19 protein-coding genes are annotated in these 17,904 nt (G+C 42.8%); 6 read left to right on the top strand and 13 right to left on the bottom strand.

What is annotated here, in order from left to right:
• Positions 1-190: 190 nt before the first annotated feature.
• Together M5U24_RS16015 and M5U24_RS16010 are read left to right on the top strand one after the other, a co-directional pair.
• Positions 191-1,000, top strand: coding sequence for a hypothetical protein (locus tag M5U24_RS16015; RefSeq protein ID WP_157820447.1), 810 nt, complete (start codon positions 191-193; stop codon positions 998-1,000).
• 130 nt (positions 1,001-1,130) lie between these two features.
• The gene (locus M5U24_RS16010) at positions 1,131-2,123 is read left to right on the top strand and encodes a sugar nucleotide-binding protein (protein ID WP_099324782.1); all 993 of its coding nucleotides are present in this window, start codon (positions 1,131-1,133) and stop codon (positions 2,121-2,123) included.
• 127 nt (positions 2,124-2,250) lie between these two features.
• Here the strand turns inward: M5U24_RS16010 and M5U24_RS16005 are convergent, their stop codons facing one another.
• Positions 2,251-3,480, bottom strand: coding sequence for an SLC13 family permease (locus M5U24_RS16005; RefSeq protein ID WP_230405779.1), 1,230 nt, complete (start codon positions 3,478-3,480; stop codon positions 2,251-2,253).
• Between M5U24_RS16005 and M5U24_RS16000 the strand changes: the two genes are divergently transcribed.
• Both M5U24_RS16000 and M5U24_RS15995 read left to right on the top strand, forming a co-directional pair.
• The gene (locus M5U24_RS16000; protein WP_298202984.1) at positions 3,452-3,907 is read left to right on the top strand and encodes a hypothetical protein; all 456 of its coding nucleotides are present in this window, start codon (positions 3,452-3,454) and stop codon (positions 3,905-3,907) included. The genes M5U24_RS16005 and M5U24_RS16000 overlap by 29 nt on opposite strands.
• 66 nt (positions 3,908-3,973) lie before the next feature.
• Positions 3,974-4,483 carry a hypothetical protein gene (locus tag M5U24_RS15995; RefSeq protein WP_298202983.1) on the top strand — a complete coding sequence of 170 codons (510 nt, stop codon included), beginning with the start codon at positions 3,974-3,976 and terminating at the stop codon, positions 4,481-4,483.
• A gap of 141 nt (positions 4,484-4,624) precedes the next feature.
• On the opposite strand, the gene M5U24_RS15990 is transcribed toward M5U24_RS15995, so the two are convergent.
• From M5U24_RS15990 to hyfB, 12 genes are all read right to left on the bottom strand, one after another.
• Positions 4,625-4,999, bottom strand: a complete 375-nt coding sequence (locus tag M5U24_RS15990; RefSeq protein ID WP_099324781.1) for a DUF202 domain-containing protein — start codon at positions 4,997-4,999, stop codon at positions 4,625-4,627.
• A 408-nt stretch (positions 5,000-5,407) separates the two neighbouring features.
• A complete protein-coding gene (locus tag M5U24_RS15985) occupies positions 5,408-6,157 on the bottom strand; it encodes a 4-hydroxybenzoate octaprenyltransferase (RefSeq protein ID WP_298202958.1) in 750 nt (249 codons plus the stop codon).
• 263 nt (positions 6,158-6,420) lie between these two features.
• Entirely contained in the window at positions 6,421-6,822 is a 402-nt protein-coding gene (locus M5U24_RS15980) for an NADH-quinone oxidoreductase subunit B family protein (RefSeq protein WP_298202957.1), read from the bottom strand.
• On the bottom strand, positions 6,741-7,208 hold the full coding sequence (locus M5U24_RS15975) for a 4Fe-4S binding protein (RefSeq protein WP_298202956.1): 468 nt from the start codon (positions 7,206-7,208) through the stop codon (positions 6,741-6,743). Before M5U24_RS15975 ends, M5U24_RS15980 begins: the two co-directional genes overlap by 82 nt.
• Positions 7,209-7,517: 309 nt before the next feature.
• On the bottom strand, positions 7,518-8,372 hold the full coding sequence (locus tag M5U24_RS15970) for a 4-hydroxybenzoate octaprenyltransferase (protein ID WP_298202955.1): 855 nt from the start codon (positions 8,370-8,372) through the stop codon (positions 7,518-7,520).
• A 264-nt stretch (positions 8,373-8,636) separates the two neighbouring features.
• Positions 8,637-9,425 (bottom strand): NADH-quinone oxidoreductase subunit NuoB, encoded by a 789-nt coding sequence (nuoB, locus tag M5U24_RS15965; RefSeq protein WP_099327005.1) that lies wholly within the window; start codon positions 9,423-9,425, stop codon positions 8,637-8,639.
• A 69-nt stretch (positions 9,426-9,494) separates the two neighbouring features.
• Positions 9,495-11,090 carry an NADH-quinone oxidoreductase subunit C gene (locus M5U24_RS15960; protein ID WP_230405733.1) on the bottom strand — a complete coding sequence of 532 codons (1,596 nt, stop codon included), beginning with the start codon at positions 11,088-11,090 and terminating at the stop codon, positions 9,495-9,497.
• Entirely contained in the window at positions 11,087-12,562 is a 1,476-nt protein-coding gene (locus M5U24_RS15955) for a hydrogenase 4 subunit F (protein ID WP_099324778.1), read from the bottom strand. Before M5U24_RS15955 ends, M5U24_RS15960 begins: the two co-directional genes overlap by 4 nt.
• A gap of 1 nt (position 12,563) precedes the next feature.
• Entirely contained in the window at positions 12,564-13,229 is a 666-nt protein-coding gene (locus M5U24_RS15950) for a hydrogenase (RefSeq protein WP_099324777.1), read from the bottom strand.
• A 5-nt stretch (positions 13,230-13,234) separates the two neighbouring features.
• Positions 13,235-14,173 carry an NADH-quinone oxidoreductase subunit H gene (locus M5U24_RS15945; RefSeq protein WP_099324776.1) on the bottom strand — a complete coding sequence of 313 codons (939 nt, stop codon included), beginning with the start codon at positions 14,171-14,173 and terminating at the stop codon, positions 13,235-13,237.
• A 5-nt stretch (positions 14,174-14,178) separates the two neighbouring features.
• Positions 14,179-14,406, bottom strand: a complete 228-nt coding sequence (locus M5U24_RS15940) for a hypothetical protein (protein WP_099324775.1) — start codon at positions 14,404-14,406, stop codon at positions 14,179-14,181.
• Positions 14,407-14,444: 38 nt separating this feature from the next.
• The gene (gene hyfB, locus M5U24_RS15935; RefSeq protein ID WP_099324774.1) at positions 14,445-16,481 is read right to left on the bottom strand and encodes a hydrogenase 4 subunit B; all 2,037 of its coding nucleotides are present in this window, start codon (positions 16,479-16,481) and stop codon (positions 14,445-14,447) included.
• A 627-nt stretch (positions 16,482-17,108) separates the two neighbouring features.
• On the opposite strand from hyfB, the gene M5U24_RS15930 reads away from it, so the two are divergent.
• Both M5U24_RS15930 and groES read left to right on the top strand, forming a co-directional pair.
• Positions 17,109-17,513 carry a response regulator gene (locus M5U24_RS15930; RefSeq protein WP_099324773.1) on the top strand — a complete coding sequence of 135 codons (405 nt, stop codon included), beginning with the start codon at positions 17,109-17,111 and terminating at the stop codon, positions 17,511-17,513.
• Positions 17,514-17,605: 92 nt separating this feature from the next.
• On the top strand, positions 17,606-17,893 hold the full coding sequence (groES, locus tag M5U24_RS15925; RefSeq protein ID WP_099324772.1) for a co-chaperone GroES: 288 nt from the start codon (positions 17,606-17,608) through the stop codon (positions 17,891-17,893).
• The last annotated feature ends 11 nt before the right edge of the window (positions 17,894-17,904 follow it).

Genomic DNA, 17,904 nt, shown 5'->3' with positions numbered 1-17,904 from the left:
ATGACAAATTTACTTGAAACTTGTTTTATATTTTGCTAGCATAACCCTCGCCGCATTTTTCGTTTCGTGGAGAAGGGTAATTGGGCGATATTCATTAATATTTCTCTATATTTCTCTGGTAGATGTATCATTTTATATTTATATAACATCAAATGGGTTTTAGAATAAATGCAGAATAAGGGGGTTTTCTATGGCTAGTTGTAGTAAATCTAAGGCGATAATGGTTGTGCTTGTAGGGCTTTTCGGTTTATTGTGCGTTGGCTTTGCGGTTTCTGTCACTGAAAAGTACCGGCTGCAGAAGGAAAGAGTACACGGTCTTGAGAGACAGCTTCGGGCAGGGCGTACGGAGGTATTAAAAGTTCCCGATTTGATGCAAAAATTAGATAAGGTTGAGGCATCTAAGAAGGAAATAGAGGGTACTTTTGCGGAATGTTCAGAAGAAAAAGAAGAGTTGTCCGAAAAGCTTAGCGAACTAGAGGTTGAGGTGGGGTCTTTTGGTGCAGTGAAGGCCGCGGTTGGAATTCAGATTGCAGGACTAGAAACCGTAATAAAGGAGCAGCAACAAAAGGTATCTGAGGCGGAAAAGAACAGCGAGGATCTTGCGGGACAGATTGCCGCCCTTCAGGAAATGCACAGTGCCACCGAAGAGAAATTTAAGTTGCAGATAGACGATATAAAGCGCGGACAGGAAGAGGTAAAAAACCAGCTTATTTACTATACTGAAGCAAAGAAGATTTCTGATATAGAAGTTGAGGAAAAGAAGAAAATTATTCAGGAGTTGGAAGCGGAGTTGGCAAGGTTGAAAAGCGGTGAAGAAACATCTTCAGCGCCGGTAGAAACACGCACGGCAAGCCAAACACAGTGGGATCTGAATCTAACGGGAGAACTTGACAAGACGTTTACATTACTCCGCGAAAGGATATCTTCTCCGACCATGTCGCTCTCCGAAGTCAGCACATTGATTTCCAGAGCGGAACACACCTTAAAAAGGCTGAAGTAACGCTTTAATGTGTGTTTAGAGACAAAATATGATCTACATTAAAAGGGAAATGGATAATTGATTATCTGTTTCCCTTTTTTATTTAGACTTACTGAAAAAACAACACTCTTTCTTAAAGATAATTCAGGTTATGACATTACCAGCGTATCTTCCTATTTTAATTACCGGGGTAAATGGCGTTCCAGGTTACAATGCATTTCGGCATTTTCATTCTCAATATCCTGAGCATGTAGTTGCAATTCGTCCCACCCGATATTGGCCATTGCGCGGGGAGGGAATAATTCCGCTTGACATAGAAGATGTACAAGGACTTGCTGCCTTAATGAAGACGTGGAAGTTTAATTCTATACTGCATGCGGCTGGGTCATGTGCATTGAAATCCTGCGAGTTGAATCCTGAAATGGCGTACCGGGTGAATGTTCAATCGGCGAAGAACATACTAAAGATAATCGGAGACCGTACCATTCGTCTTCTATTTCTTTCCACCGATTTAGTATTTCCTGGGAAATCATCGGGCTGTTACACGGAAAGTGACGCCGTTTCTCCTGTCACGGTATATGGGAAAACCATGGTTATGGCAGAAGAAATTATAGCGCACGAATACCCTTCTGCGGTGATTTTCAGGATATCGCTCCCCATGGGAATTAGTGTTAATGGGCATGCTGGAGCAATAGACTGGATATTGTCACGTTTTAAAAAAAATAATCCGGCAACGTTATATTACGATGAAATCCGGTCTCCTTTTTATTGCGAAGATTTTAATAGCATTGCAGAAATTGCTTTAGAGAACAAAATATGCGGAATATACCACCTTGGCTCTCATCGTTACCTCAGCCTCTATCAAATTGGACAGATAGTCAATAAGGTGGGAGGCTATTCTCCCCGCTTGCTGAAAGGGTGTATGCGCATAGAAGCGGGACCTATGCCTCCCCGGGCAGGGAATGTCGCCATGAGTAATAAAAAACTTCTTGCTGCGTTAGGCTTTGATCCCTTTCGCAAATGGCCATATCATGAAAATCATGTTCCGGACAAACATGACTGGCATTATGACCGTCCAGACCATAAGGTTTTTTACCCGGAACAGATTCATAAATATCTTTATCGAATCCCCATTGCATGTTGAATTGAAATCATGAAAACCCTTCGGGTGATTCATCTGAGGGTAAGGTTGATGTCGGGGCGAAGCATTTGCCATAAATTGTTATAAATGTATTCATACCCAAGCTGGCGATTTCTCGGACAAATGACAACTACAGTGGCCATATCCAAAGGATCACAGGGACAGCGGTTGCCACGACCAGTACAGACAGGGGCAGCCCCATCCGCCAGTAGTCGCCAAACTTGTATCCTCCAGGCGCCATCACAAGAGTGTTAGATTGGTGTCCAATCGGGGTAAGAAATGCACAGGAAGACCCTATGGCTACTGCCATCAGGAAAGGGTCGACAGATAACTCCATACCCTTCGCAAGATTAATCGCTATCGGTGCTGCCAGAATTGCGGCAGCAGCATTGTTGACCAAATTAGACAGAAGCATCGTAGCCGTCATCAGGATAACGAGCGTCATTGCCGGCGATGCGGAACGGCCTACTGCCAGTAATTTGTAAGCAATTAACTGGGAACCGCCTGTACTTTCCAATGCATGGCCTATGGGCAGCATTGCCGCCAGCAACAGGATGATTGACATATCAATGCTTTTGTAGATTTCTCCAGGAGAAATGAGTCCGGCAAGCACCATGGCGGCTGCGCCTCCAGCCAGTGCGGTAGCCGCAGGAAGGAGTTTACAGGCGATCAATGCCAGCGAGACGGCAAAGATGCAGATTGCCAGGAGAACGTTACGCGGTTTGCCGATACGCAATCCACGCGATGCAAGTGGCAGGCATCCCAGGTCGTTCAGCGTGGACGGAAGAGATTCTTCGCGTCCCTGTATCAACAGGATATCTCCGGTGACAAAACGAATCTTGCCTAGCCGCTCCCTCAGGCGGCGCCCCTGACGTGCAACTGCAAGTACATTGATGCCATAACGCTCTCGCAAATCGAGACTCCTCGCCGTTTTTCCGGCGAGCATTGATCCGGGGGCAACCGTAGCCTCAACCAGATTAGGCCCACCCTCGCGGGCCTTTTCTTTATCCTCATTACCGCTGGCTTCAGCGAGCTTAAGTCCGGTAACATCAATCAACGTCTTGAGGCTGTCTGAATCGGCTTCGACCAGCAGTATGTCATTTTCCTTTATGACTTCATACGTTGATGGCATCTGCTGTCTTCGTCCTGTGCGAACCAGGCCTATTACCACAACATCGGCGTCATTCCTGACAGCCGCAATCAGATCGTATAGCGTCCGGCCTGCAAATTTGCAGCCTTCCGGAACAATAAGCTCGGTCAGGTAACTGCTGATCTCGAACAGATCCTCGGCAGAATCCTGTTCCTTGCGCTGTGGCGTCAGTCGCCAGCCGATGATTGAAATAAAGAAGAGGCCGCACATCGTTATGGCTGCACCTACCGGAATAAAGTCAAACATGCCGAATGGCAATGCGCCAGATTGTTCGCGATACGCGGCAATGATAATATTTGGAGGAGTACCGATCAATGTGAGCGTACCTCCAAACAACGACCCGAAGGCAAGTGGCATAAGCAGGAATGAAGGTGAACGACCGCCCCGGCGCGACATCCATATGGCAACTGGCATGAGTAGCGCCAAAGCGCCTACGTTGTTCATAAATCCGGAACACAGGGCTACAATCCCTGTAAGGGTTGCCACCTGGATCATGGGCTGGTTACCCACACGCGTCAATTGGCGTGCAAGTGAATCCACCACAACATCGGCGTCATTCCTGACAGCCGCAATCAGATCGTATAGCGTCCGGCCTGCAAATTTGCAGCCTTCCGGAACAAGAAGCTCGGTCAGGTAACTGCTGATCTCGAACAGATCCTCGGCAGAATCCTGTTCCTTGCGCTGCGGCGTCAGTCGCCAGCCGATGATTGAAATAAAGATGATACCGCACATCGTTATGGCTGCACCTACCGGAATAAAGTCAAACATGCAGAATGGTAATGCGCCAGATTGTTCGCGATACGCGGCAATGATAATATTTGGAGGAGTACCGATCAATGTGAGCGTACCTCCAAACAATGACCCGAAGGCAAGTGGCATAAGCAGGAATGAAGGTGAACGACCGCCCCGGCGCGACATCCATATGGCAACCGGCATGAGTAGCGCCAAAGCACCTACGTTGTTCATAAATCCGGAACTCAGGGCTACAATCCCTGTAAGGGTTGCCACCTGGATCATGGGCTGGTTACCCACACGCGTCAATTGGCGTGCAAGTGAATCCACCACGCCGGCATTGAGCAAGCCGCGACTGAGCACCAGGACTGCTGCCACAGTAATGACTGCAGGGTGCCCAAAACCAGCAAACACCTGGCTAGGCGGTACGAGTCCTGCAACCGCAACAACCAGCAGGGCAACCAGCGCAACTATATCATAGCGCCATCGGTTCCATACGAACAAAACCAGCATTGCCACAAGAACAATAAATAAAATCAACAGTTTTGTATTTACACCAAGCATTTTAAATTCCACAAACTGAAAGATTTAACTTGAAAGAATTATTTGGCGTTCAGGAATTTTACGAAACATGTCCCACATAAACGGCGATGCCCAGACATATACCCAGAACTGCTACGATAGTGTTTATCGCAAGCCCGCATTTTGTCCCATAGCCCATTGGGTACTCTTCGGGTGTGAGCGTTTTAAGAACAACGATGTACTGACGGGAAGAGCAAAAAGCGGCAAACGTACCCAATGCAATAAAGGCAAGCCCCACCCAGAATACCACCCCGGTTTTATCGGCAGTCGTTCTTCCATGGGTAACCGCCTGTATAAGGACACTGGCTCGCTCTATCCCAAAACCAGATGCGATCATGACAATACTGGTTCTACTCCATGCTAACAATGTCCTTTCTGCCGCAAAAAAAACCCGTGGATCTTTGAGTTCAGACATAACCACTCCTTGTCGCTTAACGACCTATATCGGATTTATTCCCGATTTTTGCATAGGCAAAAACTATTTTGCCATTGTTTTGTTGTGCGCTTTGCTCAATAATCCACTTGGTACCAATGGGGCGGCAGGGGAAAACTCCTGCAGCAACGGAATATAAAAAATTAGCCGTTTCCTATCGTGGTCACGATATTAATTATGGGCTTAAAATTGAAAGCCTGAAGTTGCAAGCGTGCCGGATATCTCATTAAGCATGGACAAACATTATTTTTTGCCCGCGATACCCCGAAACCCTCTTAAGCAAAAATATCAATGAGCGTTACCCCCATAAGCCCCAGGCTTATAATGCCATTTACGGTAAAAAAGGCCGTGTTGATTTTTGAAAGGTCTTTTGGTTTTACCAGTAAATGTTCATAAAAAAGCAAAACAGCGGCGAGGCATACGCCTATCAAATAAATAATCCCCAGGTCTGAGTATCTGGGAACGATAAACAACAGTAAGACCATAAAAAATGTAAAATACCGGAGAGTACCAGTGCCCATCGAAGCCCGATTTTTTTGGCAGTGAATACAAGTCCAATTTTTTATCATGCTCAATATCCTGGCACGCGTAAATAATGTCGAAACCTGCCGTCCATAAAACCACGGCAAATGCCAGCAGGAAAGGTGTAATGCCGAATCTCCCCTGAATTCCTATCCATGCCCCTACAGGGGAAAGAGCTAATGCCAGACCAAGCACAAAATGCGATAGATTGGTAAACCGTTTGGTAAAAGAATAACCAAAAATAATAAGTATTGCCAGTGGAGACATGTAAAGGGCAAGACGACTAAGCAGCCCCGCAAATAGAATAAAAAGGCCCGTACATACCAGCGTAAATATCCATACGTTTTTTTTGCCAATTTTCTTCTGCAATTCAACACGATATGCCGTTCGGGGATTTTTGATATCGTAATCAACATCAACAATGCGGTTAAAAGACATTGCGGCGCTGCGCGCCATCGCCAACGCCCCGGCAATCAGAAGTAATTGCCTCAAAGTAGGCATCCCGCCGGCAGCAATAAATGCACTCATTATGGCAAAAGGGAAGGAAAAAATAGTGTGTGAAAATTTAATTAACTCCAGTAGAGAAGAAATTTTTTTGTAGGGAAGAGAAAAATTCATAGTGTTTAATATTTCCTGTATCTTTTGTTGTTATTTAAAAAGTGCCATCGAACCCGGAAGAAAACGGGTACACAGTATCATTAAGGAGCGGGGAAATAATGCCTGGCCTTGTCCATATTTATCGGAGCAAATCTGTCTGTCTGGCCGTTTGTTCATAGGCTTTTGCGTTGCATTGCAAGATTTAGCACCTTATCAGTAATTTGTTTGGCTATATCTTTGACGTAGTCCCATGATTGACAAAAAAAGCCGTTAGCCTGAGATACTCACTTTTGTACCCTCTCTAACGCCAACAGAAATCCGTATATAATAGCCTGTGGTCTTGGAGGACAGCCAGGAATATAAACATCTACGGGAACGACTTTGTCGATCCCGTTTTTAGTGGCGTAGGAATTACTGAAAATACCGCCGCTACACGCACACGTACCCAAGGCTATGACCATCTTTGGTTCCGGGGTGGCATGATACCCCTTGATGAGGGCGGTTTCCAGATTCCTTGTCGGAGGTCCCGTCACAAGCAGGCAGTCTGCGTGGCGCGGAGAGGCAACAATGTCAATTCCGAACCTTTGGAGGTCATGCACAGGATTTAATAAAGCAACGACCTCCCATTCGCATCCGTTGCAAGAACCGGCATCAATCTCCCGTACATGCAATGAGCGTCTGAACATTTTAAATATGTTTTTTTGAGTTTATTACCTAATGTTTCAACGGATTCTTCAGTATTAAACCCTGCCTTAACTAAAAGGTCTTCCTTATTTGTTGCCGCAAGCTCAAAATCATTCGTAATCCTGATAGCTTTGTAAGGGCATACTTCCTCGCACATGCCGCAAAATACGCATTTTGCGTGAGAGAGTTGCAGATATCGTTTTCCCTGTTCTTCTATCCATGTATAAGCATTTGTTGGACATGTCTCCACGCAGACGTTACATGCCTTACATTTTTCGCTATCTATCTCAATCCTGCCCCGGAAATGCAAAGGAGCAGGTTCTTTTTTCCATGGATATCCCGAGGTTGCTATACCAGTTTGAAAACTTTTCTGAAATTTTGTAAACATTTTATGTTCGCCCACGAAATGCTTGGCGCGGCCTTTGGCCGCAACCAAATTCGAAATACGAATGTCGAAATATGAAACAAGTTCAAATGACAAAAACCCAATACTCCAAACTTTACGTAAGCCTCATCTAATCAATGTCTTACGGTTGTGTAGTTTGAAAAACTAGCATAAAAAACAAGAAGTTGATGGATAGTAGTTATGGGCTTAAAATTGAAAGCCTGAAGTTGCAAGCGTGCCGGATATCTCATTAAGCATGGACAAACATTATTTTTTGCCCGCGATACCCCGAAACCCTCTTAAGCAAAAATATCAATGAGCGTTACCCCCATAAGCCCCAGGCTTATAATGCCATTTACGGTAAAAAAAGGCCGTGTTGATTTTTGAAAGGTCTTTTGGTTTTACCAGTAAATGTTCATAAAAAAGCAAAACAGCGGCGAGGCATACGCCTATCAAATAAATAATCCCCAGGTCTGAGTATCTGGGAACGATAAACAACAGTAAGACCATAAAAAAATGTAAAATACCGGAGAGTACCAGTGCCCATCGAAGCCCGATTTTTTTTGGCAGTGAATACAAGTCCAATTTTTTATCATGCTCAATATCCTGGCACGCGTAAATAATGTCGAAACCTGCCGTCCATAAAACCACGGCAAATGCCAGCAGGAAAGGTGTAATGCCGAATCTCCCCTGAATTCCTATCCATGCCCCTACAGGGGAAAGAGCTAATGCCAGACCAAGCACAAAATGCGATAGATTGGTAAACCGTTTGGTAAAAGAATAACCAAAAATAATAAGTATTGCCAGTGGAGACATGTAAAGGGCAAGACGACTAAGCAGCCCCGCAAATAGAATAAAAAGGCCCGTACATACCAGCGTAAATATCCATACGTTTTTTTTGCCAATTTTCTTCTGCAATTCAACACGATATGCCGTTCGGGGATTTTTGATATCGTAATCAACATCAACAATGCGGTTAAAAGACATTGCGGCGCTGCGCGCCATCGCCAACGCCCCGGCAATCAGAAGTAATTGCCTCAAAGTAGGCATCCCGCCGGCAGCAATAAATGCACTCATTATGGCAAAAGGGAAGGAAAAAATAGTGTGTGAAAATTTAATTAACTCCAGTAGAGAAGAAATTTTTTTGTAGGGAAGAGAAAAATTCATAGTGTTTAATATTTCCTGTATCTTTTGTTGTTATTTAAAAAGTGCCATCGAACCCGGAAGAAAACGGGTACACAGTATCATTAAGGGAGCGGGGAAATAATGCCTGGCCTTGTCCATATTTATCGGAGCAAATCTGTCTGTCTGGCCGTTTGTTCATAGGCTTTTGCGTTGCATTGCAAGATTTAGCACCTTATCAGTAATTTGTTTGGCTATATCTTTGACGTAGTCCCATGATTGACAAAAAAAGCCGTTAGCCTGAGATACTCACTTTTGTACCCTCTCTAACGCCAACAGAAATCCGTATATAATAGCCTGTGGTCTTGGAGGACAGCCAGGAATATAAACATCTACGGGAACGACTTTGTCGATCCCGTTTTTAGTGGCGTAGGAATTACTGAAAATACCGCCGCTACACGCACACGTACCCAAGGCTATGACCATCTTTGGTTCCGGGGTGGCATGATACCCCTTGATGAGGGCGGTTTCCAGATTCCTTGTCGGAGGTCCCGTCACAAGCAGGCAGTCTGCGTGGCGCGGAGAGGCAACAATGTCAATTCCGAACCTTTGGAGGTCATGCACAGGATTTAATAAAGCAACGACCTCCCATTCGCATCCGTTGCAAGAACCGGCATCAATCTCCCGTACATGCAATGAGCGTCTGAACATTTTAAATATGTTTTTTTTGAGTTTATTACCTAATGTTTCAACGGATTCTTCAGTATTAAACCCTGCCTTAACTAAAAGGTCTTCCTTATTTGTTGCCGCAAGCTCAAAATCATTCGTAATCCTGATAGCTTTGTAAGGGCATACTTCCTCGCACATGCCGCAAAATACGCATTTTGCGTGAGAGAGTTGCAGATATCGTTTTCCCTGTTCTTCTATCCATGTATAAGCATTTGTTGGACATGTCTCCACGCAGACGTTACATGCCTTACATTTTTCGCTATCTATCTCAATCCTGCCCCGGAAATGCAAAGGAGCAGGTTCTTTTTTCCATGGATATCCCGAGGTTGCTATACCAGTTTGAAAACTTTTCTGAAATTTTGTAAACATTTTATGTTCGCCCACGAAATGCACAAAAAAGTGAGAAAATGGATTTGAGTCTTTGTAACAAATAATTCTTTACAAATCAGTACAGGAATAACATAACTCGAAACTCTTGTTAATCAATGGAAAATCAGGCACAATGTTGCCAGGGACTGCAAAAGGAATTGCCGGCCAGTTACAGAAAGAAGGCGACCTTACTTTATACCTGAACAATTTATTGCCAGGAGCCGTCATGATCCAGTAAATATTCTCACCCCGAGGTGATTCCACATAACTCAAGGCTTGTTTGTAAGGCGGTAGTTCCTTAATCGGGGTTTTCAGAGGGCCTGGCCTCATCTTTTCAAAACATTGCTCGATAATATAGATCGACTGATACACCTCATCGACCCTGACGCGTATCCTTGCAAGTACATCGCCTTCGTAATGGAAAACAGGGATATCAAAATCCACCTCTTCGTAAGCAGCGTAAGGGTGATTAACCCTGGTGTCCTGAACAATGCCGGATGCCCTTGCCGCAACGCCAACGACCCCCAACCCCCGTGCAATCTCCTCGGAAAGTCTTCCTGTAGTTTCAAGCCTGTCTAATAAAGAGGAGGATTTAAACATCATTTTGGTAAGATCTTTGAAGTCCTTTTTAACATGATTGAGTAATGATAAAATATGTTTTTCCAGATCGTCGTTGATATCAAACCGTACTCCGCCGATGGCGAGCATACCTCTTAAATATCGATTCCCCGTAATGGTTTCATTGAGTTGCTGTAAATACTCGCGTATCCTGAATCCATGCGCAATCCCCAGAAGAAAGGCAGTGCCTGCGCATATATTTCCCACATCGCCGATATGATTATAGATCCTTTCCAATTCCATGACAATGGTTCGAATAAATCTTGCGCGTGGCGGTATTTCGATCTCTGCCACCTTCTCTATTGCCTGGCAATAGCCTGTTGCGTGCGAAGCGGCACAAACGCCGCAAATCCTCTCCGCAAGAAATAATGCCTTCGTATATGGCATTGTTTCGAAAATTTTCTCTGTGCCCTTGTGTGTGAAAAATAATTTTGCATCAAGATAAAATATACTATCACCTACAGCGCTAAACCTGAAATGCCCAGGTTCAATGACACCCGCGTGAATGGGTCCTACGGGTATTTCAAAAACACCTTCTCCTTCTACCCTGAAAAACGGCAGCTTTGATTCGAGGTGAGGTATTCGGGTTTGAATATCAAAGTCCTTCCGCAATGGATAAGTATTTTCAGGGAAATTGCCGTGTAATACCAGTGTCTCGGGTCTTGGGTGTCCTACGGGGATAAGACCAAACATGTCCTTAATCTCCCGTTCATACCAATGAGCGGCAGGTATTTGGGGTGTAATCGACGGAAATTCCGGCTGCTGTTCACTGACCGGTATAGTGACAATTAAGAATGTGTCTTCTCTCTGAAGAGAAAAGACGTAGTAAATTTTAAAGTGCTTATCCAGAGTTCTCTCATCGTTACAAATCATGGAAGAAAGCACGGCATTGAAAATATCTTTAATATACAGACATACATTTAAAAGATTTTCCTTTTTCGTTGAGACATATATCTCGTTTTCAAGGAAACTTCTGCTAATAGTAATATTCCCTTTAAATTGACCGGACAGTTTATCAATATGAAGTTGCCTGTTGGTACTCATCATACATTCCTTACAATATTATAAATATTAGTCAGTATTTCGCGCAGGAATGGCGGTACATAGAAGCTGACAACCAGTACGAAAATCAAAAGAAAGCCCATGGACGCAATGGTAAGCTTACTCACCTCACCCTTAGGAACAGATGTTGTGGGTTCACCCAAAACCATCTTGAATATATTGTTTATGAATCCAATAAAAATGAGGGTAATGCATACAACAAGCAATGAACTGAATATAATGATAAATACATTTCCACTTGAAAAGCCGTCTGCAAGCACCAGGAACTCGCTAACAAATATACCAAACGGCGGTGTGCCTGTAATGGCAAAGACAGCAATTATCAAAAAGACACCGGTAACCGGCGTAGTCTTAATAACCCCTTTAATACTGTCCATATCCCTTGTCTTGTATTTCAAAAACAGATTGCCAGCACAAAAAAACAATAGGGATTTTGCTACGGCGTGGTTGAAGGTATGCAGCTCTGCGCCGTAAACACTATACATTCCACCAAAACCTATTCCAAGCGTAATAAAACCAATATGCTCTATACTGCTATAGGCGAACAGACGTTTATAATCCCTTTGCACCAGGATAAAAGGTATTGAAGCAATGACGGAAATAAGGCCAAACACCATGAGGAGTGTACATGAATAATGCGGGCCTACACATTTAGAGGTAATGATGTGGTATCGGATGATGCCATACAGGGAACAATTTAGCAGTACACCGGAAAACAGGGCGCTAATAGGCGAAGGCGCCTGGCTATGTGCATCAGGCAGCCATGTGTGCATTGGGGCAAGACCAGCCTTTGTACCATATCCGATTAGGATAAAAATGAATGCCAGTTTTATGAGATGAGGATCAAACCTGTCCGCTACGGTAAGCAGGCTCGTCCAGTTCAGCATATGCCCAATTTCTCCAAATACGCTTTTTGATGAATAATAGGTGAGTATAACGCCAAACAATGCCAACGTAATTCCCACAGTACAAATGACGATATACTTCCATGCCGCTTCCTGATGCTGTTTTTTATTATAAAAGCCTACCAAAAATGTAGTAGACAACGTAGTCGCTTCAATTGCTACCCACATGATCCCCAGGTTATTTGTTACGCATACCAATAACATGGAGAAGATAAACATATGAAAAAGGAAGTAATACAAGCGTAGCTTCTTTTCCGTAACCACACCTTCGCGAACTTCTTCTTCCATATAGCCAACCGAGTATAATGCCGCTGCAAAACCAACAATGGTAATAATCTGGGTGGTAAGGATACTCAGGGCATCCATATAAAAGAATTCATTTAGCCCATAGAGCGACTGATGCAGATAAATATTGTAGTTAAGAAATATGCTATAGAGTAAAACGAGAAAACTGCCTGCAATGCTGACATATTTTGATATGCTGTGTGTCTTTATAAAAACGCACGCAATGGCGGTTATTACGGGGATGATTAAAAGTAAGAGTATTATCATATTATTCCCGGAGTTCCCTGAAGAAGCCTACATCAATGGAATCGAAGGATTCTTTGATTCTGTAAACATAAACTCCCATAATGATAACACTCACGAGGATATCGAAAAACACCCCCAATTCTACGATGAGTGGCATGCCGTAAGAGGTAGATAAGGCAGCAAAAAAAAGACCATCTTCCATGGTAATAAGTCCAAGTATCTGGGTAATGGCCTTCTTCCTCGTTATCATTGCAAAGAATCCCAAAAGGGTAATAGCGAGTGAAACGGGCAGGCAATGCCGCATAAAGACATTTTCAAATTGGATGATAGGTAAGGTTGCATAGTATGCAATAAGAATGATACCGCAAGAGATCAGCAGCGATAGCGTATAACTAATATAAGACTCTACTTCTTTTTTAATCCTGACCTTGTCAACGATGTAAAAAAGAAATCCAGGGATGACAAAAACCTTAAGTACCAGTGAGATACCCGTAGTAATATAAATGTGATGGATACCGGACAAATAGGCTATAAGACCGCTGGTCAATGTCAGGAGAAAAGACCGAATGGCACTTGCCCATATACAGGTCTTTAAACGACTCGTGCCGATGAGTATAATTGTTGTCATGAGCATTAAAACTGCCAGTACATCAATAATCTGGGAATTTACGATGATGTGTTGTTTCATGATAATTAACTCACCACATAAAATGAAATAATCGCCAAGACAGACAAAACAAATGATGTTCCCAACAGGTTCGGTATGCGGAATAATCGGAGCTTCGAAAATGACAATTCCAGGATAACGATTGCAAAGGCAAAAAATCCGATCTTAACAAGATACCATGCAAAAGAAATAATCATTCCCGGGAAGGTAAGGTCAGTAGCAATCCCCCAGGGTAAGAAGGTATTCACTAAGATAGTCAGTAACAACAGTAGTTTCATAGAAGACGCCCATTCTATCAGGGCCAGATAACGCCCTGAGAATTCAAGTATCATGCCCTCATGAATCATTGTCAATTCCAGATGGGTAAACGGATTATCGACCGGAATCCTTCCTGTTTCTGCAACAATAACGATGGCAAGTGCTGCAAATGCCAAAAGGAGAGACGGATTCAATGATTTGTAATTAAGCAACGTACCGGTGATACTGCTGAGATTCGTGGAGCCAGCCGTTAAGGAAACCGTAAATATAGAAAGCATCATGGCCGGTTCTGCCATGGAAGATATTGTCATCTCCCTGCTCCCGCCCATTCCCCCAAAGGCGCTCCCGGTATCAAGGGAAGATAATGCCAGGAAAAATCTCCCCAGGGCAAACAGGTATACAATCAGGATAATGTCGCCAGTGAAATCCAGCGGAACCTGTGCGGACAAAACAGGTATTAACAATGCTATTACCAGGATCGAAACAAACACTACATAAGGAGTCGCGCTGAAAATCCACGAGGCCGTTTCTGAAACCACGACATCCTTTTGGAGCAGTTTGATGAGGTTATAATAAGGCTGAAACATGCTGGGACCCCTCCTGCACTGCCAATATGCCTCCATCTTATTGATAAACCCTTTAACGAGTGGCGCTAGTCCTGCAATAACGAGAATTTGCAGGGTGGTAAGTATAATGTTTGTAATCATTGTTGCTATATATCTTTGTTAAGACCGAATGTCACATTTAATGCCCTATCCGCGGTATCCAACCGGGCAATCTCCCCGATAGCTTTTTCAATATCTATGAATCTCACAGTTGCAAGATTATCAGTCATTATTATGGAATCTGTAAGGATACATGCTGTTTTACCATCTTCTGAATCCTTGTTTATCCGAATACGGCTTGGATGTCCTTCTTTGGACAGATTGCTTGTAATCATGGCGACAATTATCTATTATCTGTTCTATTGCTTTTATATCAGTATATAACAGACAATATGGCAATCAACAATGTTACAAATATATAGGCAAGGTACACATGAATACTCCCGGTATGCACCCACCGTATCTTATTTGATATATTTAAAACATAGCTGGAAACAGGATTATAAAAATATTTTTCGAATATAGGCGTTATCTCGCCAAGATAGGTTATAGATTTAGCGAAATATTTAGGGACTGAATATGTTGTGCTAATCTCAAACCGGGGTCTGTACAGATTACCAAAGATGACCTTGAACGGTTTTGTGAAGGCCGTTGCCGTATAACCAAACCTGGGCTCCGGTGTTATGCCACAAGTCCATGTCTCATAGATCCTCTTTGTGAAGCCCGGCCTTAACATGGTCAAAAACCCGAAGGTGATCACTAAAAGGATTAAGCCAAATATCGGCGCGCTTTTTGGAGATAAATCTGTAAAATTAGTATGGATTGACTTTGTTTGCAACCAATCATATGAAGTAATAATATTTATAATATTTGTGCCCAGCAGATGTGTATTTACCTGATTAATGGTTGCCATAATCGTTGCCGGGAAAAGACCCATAAACACACACATCGAGGCCAAAATGCCCATACTTACAAGCATAACCAGGGGAACCTCCTTTGCCTTTCGCGTATGCTCAGAACGTGGCAGGGCAAGAAATGAAACCCCAAAGGCCTTGACAAAACACATAGCCACTAGTGCCCCGGTCAAGGCAACAATTGCCCCACAAATAACCGTCATTACTTTGAAAAACACCGATGGGATGTAAAAGCCATTCAGTAGGGATTGGAATATAAGCCACTCACTCATAAATCCATTCAGCGGCGGGATAGCAGAAATGGACAAGGCGCCCACAAGAAATAATGGGGCAGTAACCCGCAGCCGTTTAATCAGGCCGCCTAATTCTTCAATGTTTTTTGTGTGGGTTGAATAATAGATATTTCCCGCACAACCAAAGAGCAGACACTTAAATACTGCATGATTAATCAGGTGATAAAGTCCTGCCATCATAGCAAGGGAAGACAATGTCATGAGATTGTAGGACTTAAAAATCATCGACAATCCGATCCCTATAAGGATGATGCCGATATTTTCCACACTGCTGTAAGCAAGCAACGTTTTGATGTCCCTTTCCATAAGGGCGTAGAGTATTCCCAAAATAGCAGAAGAAGCGCCCGCGACAAGAACGATAAACCCCCACCAGGGCGGACAAGGCGTTAGAAATTCGAAATAAAATCGTATAAAGCCATAGATAGCCGTTTTGATCATCACGCCCGACATGACCATCGAGACGTTACTCGGCGCTGCAGGATGTGCCATAGGAAGCCAAAGATGGAGGGGGAAGATGCCTGCCTTTATTCCAAAACCAATAATTATTAAAAAGAATACAATATTTTTGTATATAGGGGGCATATGCGCACCAATATGCCTGAAATCGTCAAAGCTGAATGTAAATGCCTCACCTGCATAGGCAAACATGATAAAAAAGGCTACAGCTATAAGCCCTGCGCCAATGTGAGACATCACGAGATAGACATAACCTGCTTTTCTGTTGGTAGGATTCTCATGTTCAAAGATGACGAGGAAAAAGGAGACCAATGTCATAAGCTCCCACACTATCATAAATACTAATGCGTTATTGGCAGTTACCACCAGAAGCATAGATACAAGAAGGAGATTATAGGCAAATCCCAGAAACCGGGTATCGCGTTTATTTACGTATAATTTGGTATATCCCATCGAATAGATCGAGGCTACAAAACCAATGACAGATATGACAAGCATAAAAAATGAGGATAGAGGGTCTAATAAAAAATTGTATCTTATAATGGCATGGTATATTAAGAAATCAAAATGTATTATTAGGCCGTTAGTCAACACAGAGATAGACAGGACAATGCTAAAGCAGGAAGCAATAGCTGCACAAATAAGCGAAATATAATTCCCCACCGCTTGCCACTTGAAAAAACATAAGGCAAACAGGGCGCCTATCGCATACAAGATTATCGATATTACAAATAAATGCTCAGCCATGGTTTATTGTATCTGCATCTAAAAATGCATTAAATGCAGCGTGAATCATATGAGTAATAGTAAAATTACAACCTAAAATTCTACAAAAATAATTTTCGCACAGTGAAAAATTGACTTTCTACCATGCTTTTGCTTTACAAAATACATCAATAACATTCGTTTGTTTAAAAATCTACACAAAAATACTTTTAAGTTGTAAATTCACAATGATACAATTTGTGATTTGTCAATGCGTTGAGGCCAATTATTTTCCAGAACATTTCTCTTTACGCCTAAACAAAAAGATCTTTACCGAGAGTCCGGAAAATACCACTGCCATAGTGACAGCAATAATAATTTCTCATCAGTAAAAATGTCAAAATGACAATAATGAAAATTATTGACGAGTTTAATCATTTTTTTATAAAATATTACCAACTCTAAAATAACAACATACGTATAAGTGCCCTATCTAATAAACGATATGATTATGCTGCACCATAGTTAATCAAACAAATAAACCCAAAACACGCAACATTTCAGCCTGTGAAAACAGCGAACAACCTTATTCCGAGATTGAGGCATAATATTTGCGTAACCGTCTTGCTATCTATTCTTTAAAAAATATTTTAAGAGGATAATAGGGTCATGGTGGCATTATATCATCCTGATGCAGATAGTTTTTCGCTTCTTATTACGGACGATGATAAATCGTGCCGCGATAGTTTGCGGGAAATACTGGAACTAAAAGGCTACACCACTTACCTTGCAAGTTGTGGCAGAGAAGCGATAAAAATAGCCCGGTCTGAAGAATTGCACGTGTTGATTTTAGACGCACATCTTCCCGACTATAGCGGCCTGGAGACATTTAATATCATTAAGAAGGAAATAAGCATTTCCATTCCCTGTATATTTATCTCGGGAGATATATCAAAAGAACTGCAGATAAATCTTATTAACGCTAACGCTTATACACTGATACCGAAGCCCATCAATGTTAATATCTTCAGGGACTCCGTAGAACAGGTTATAGAGAAATACTACTGGAAATAATTTTTTAGTAGCACCATTTCACGCATTAAAACAGACAAAAAGCACTATTCTATTTTTTTAGGGATAATTTTAAGCGAGAGGAGATCTAAGTTATGAATGTAAAACCTTTGGGAGAAAAAATCTTATTAAAACGCCTTGAAGCGGAAGGAAAGACCGCCGGAGGAATCTTACTGCCGGAAACGGCAAAAGAAAAACCGAAGCAGGGAACAGTAATCGCTTTGGGAGACGGTAAACTGCTAGAAAATGGTGAACGGGCACGCTTCCAGGTGAAAAATGGCGATAAGGTGTTGTTTAATTCATATGGCAGCACGGAAGTAAAGATTGATGGCGATGAATATTTATTAATGTCAGAGGATGATATCCTTGCAGTGATTGATTAATTTTAGGGAGG

This window comes from Candidatus Kuenenia sp. (assembly GCF_027493735.1).
Lineage (GTDB): Bacteria > Planctomycetota > Brocadiia > Brocadiales > Brocadiaceae > Kuenenia > Kuenenia stuttgartiensis_A.
This window is presented reverse-complemented; position numbering and strand designations above follow the sequence as displayed.

Coding starts and splice junctions, on each gene's coding strand:
- M5U24_RS16015 (WP_157820447.1), top strand. CDS start 191: ATGGCTAGTTGTAGTAAATCTAAGGCGATAATGGTTGTGCTTGTAGGG.
- M5U24_RS16010 (WP_099324782.1), top strand. CDS start 1,131: ATGACATTACCAGCGTATCTTCCTATTTTAATTACCGGGGTAAATGGC.
- M5U24_RS16000 (WP_298202984.1), top strand. CDS start 3,452: ATGATTGAAATAAAGAAGAGGCCGCACATCGTTATGGCTGCACCTACC.
- M5U24_RS16005 (WP_230405779.1), bottom strand. CDS start 3,480: ATGTGCGGCCTCTTCTTTATTTCAATCATCGGCTGGCGACTGACGCCA.
- M5U24_RS15995 (WP_298202983.1), top strand. CDS start 3,974: ATGATTGAAATAAAGATGATACCGCACATCGTTATGGCTGCACCTACC.
- M5U24_RS15990 (WP_099324781.1), bottom strand. CDS start 4,999: ATGTCTGAACTCAAAGATCCACGGGTTTTTTTTGCGGCAGAAAGGACA.
- M5U24_RS15985 (WP_298202958.1), bottom strand. CDS start 6,157: ATGAATTTTTCTCTTCCCTACAAAAAAATTTCTTCTCTACTGGAGTTA.
- M5U24_RS15980 (WP_298202957.1), bottom strand. CDS start 6,822: ATGTTCAGACGCTCATTGCATGTACGGGAGATTGATGCCGGTTCTTGC.
- M5U24_RS15975 (WP_298202956.1), bottom strand. CDS start 7,208: ATGTTTACAAAATTTCAGAAAAGTTTTCAAACTGGTATAGCAACCTCG.
- M5U24_RS15970 (WP_298202955.1), bottom strand. CDS start 8,372: ATGAATTTTTCTCTTCCCTACAAAAAAATTTCTTCTCTACTGGAGTTA.
- nuoB (WP_099327005.1), bottom strand. CDS start 9,425: ATGTTTACAAAATTTCAGAAAAGTTTTCAAACTGGTATAGCAACCTCG.
- M5U24_RS15960 (WP_230405733.1), bottom strand. CDS start 11,090: ATGATGAGTACCAACAGGCAACTTCATATTGATAAACTGTCCGGTCAA.
- M5U24_RS15955 (WP_099324778.1), bottom strand. CDS start 12,562: ATGATAATACTCTTACTTTTAATCATCCCCGTAATAACCGCCATTGCG.
- M5U24_RS15950 (WP_099324777.1), bottom strand. CDS start 13,229: ATGAAACAACACATCATCGTAAATTCCCAGATTATTGATGTACTGGCA.
- M5U24_RS15945 (WP_099324776.1), bottom strand. CDS start 14,173: ATGATTACAAACATTATACTTACCACCCTGCAAATTCTCGTTATTGCA.
- M5U24_RS15940 (WP_099324775.1), bottom strand. CDS start 14,406: ATGATTACAAGCAATCTGTCCAAAGAAGGACATCCAAGCCGTATTCGG.
- hyfB (WP_099324774.1), bottom strand. CDS start 16,481: ATGGCTGAGCATTTATTTGTAATATCGATAATCTTGTATGCGATAGGC.
- M5U24_RS15930 (WP_099324773.1), top strand. CDS start 17,109: ATGGTGGCATTATATCATCCTGATGCAGATAGTTTTTCGCTTCTTATT.
- groES (WP_099324772.1), top strand. CDS start 17,606: ATGAATGTAAAACCTTTGGGAGAAAAAATCTTATTAAAACGCCTTGAA.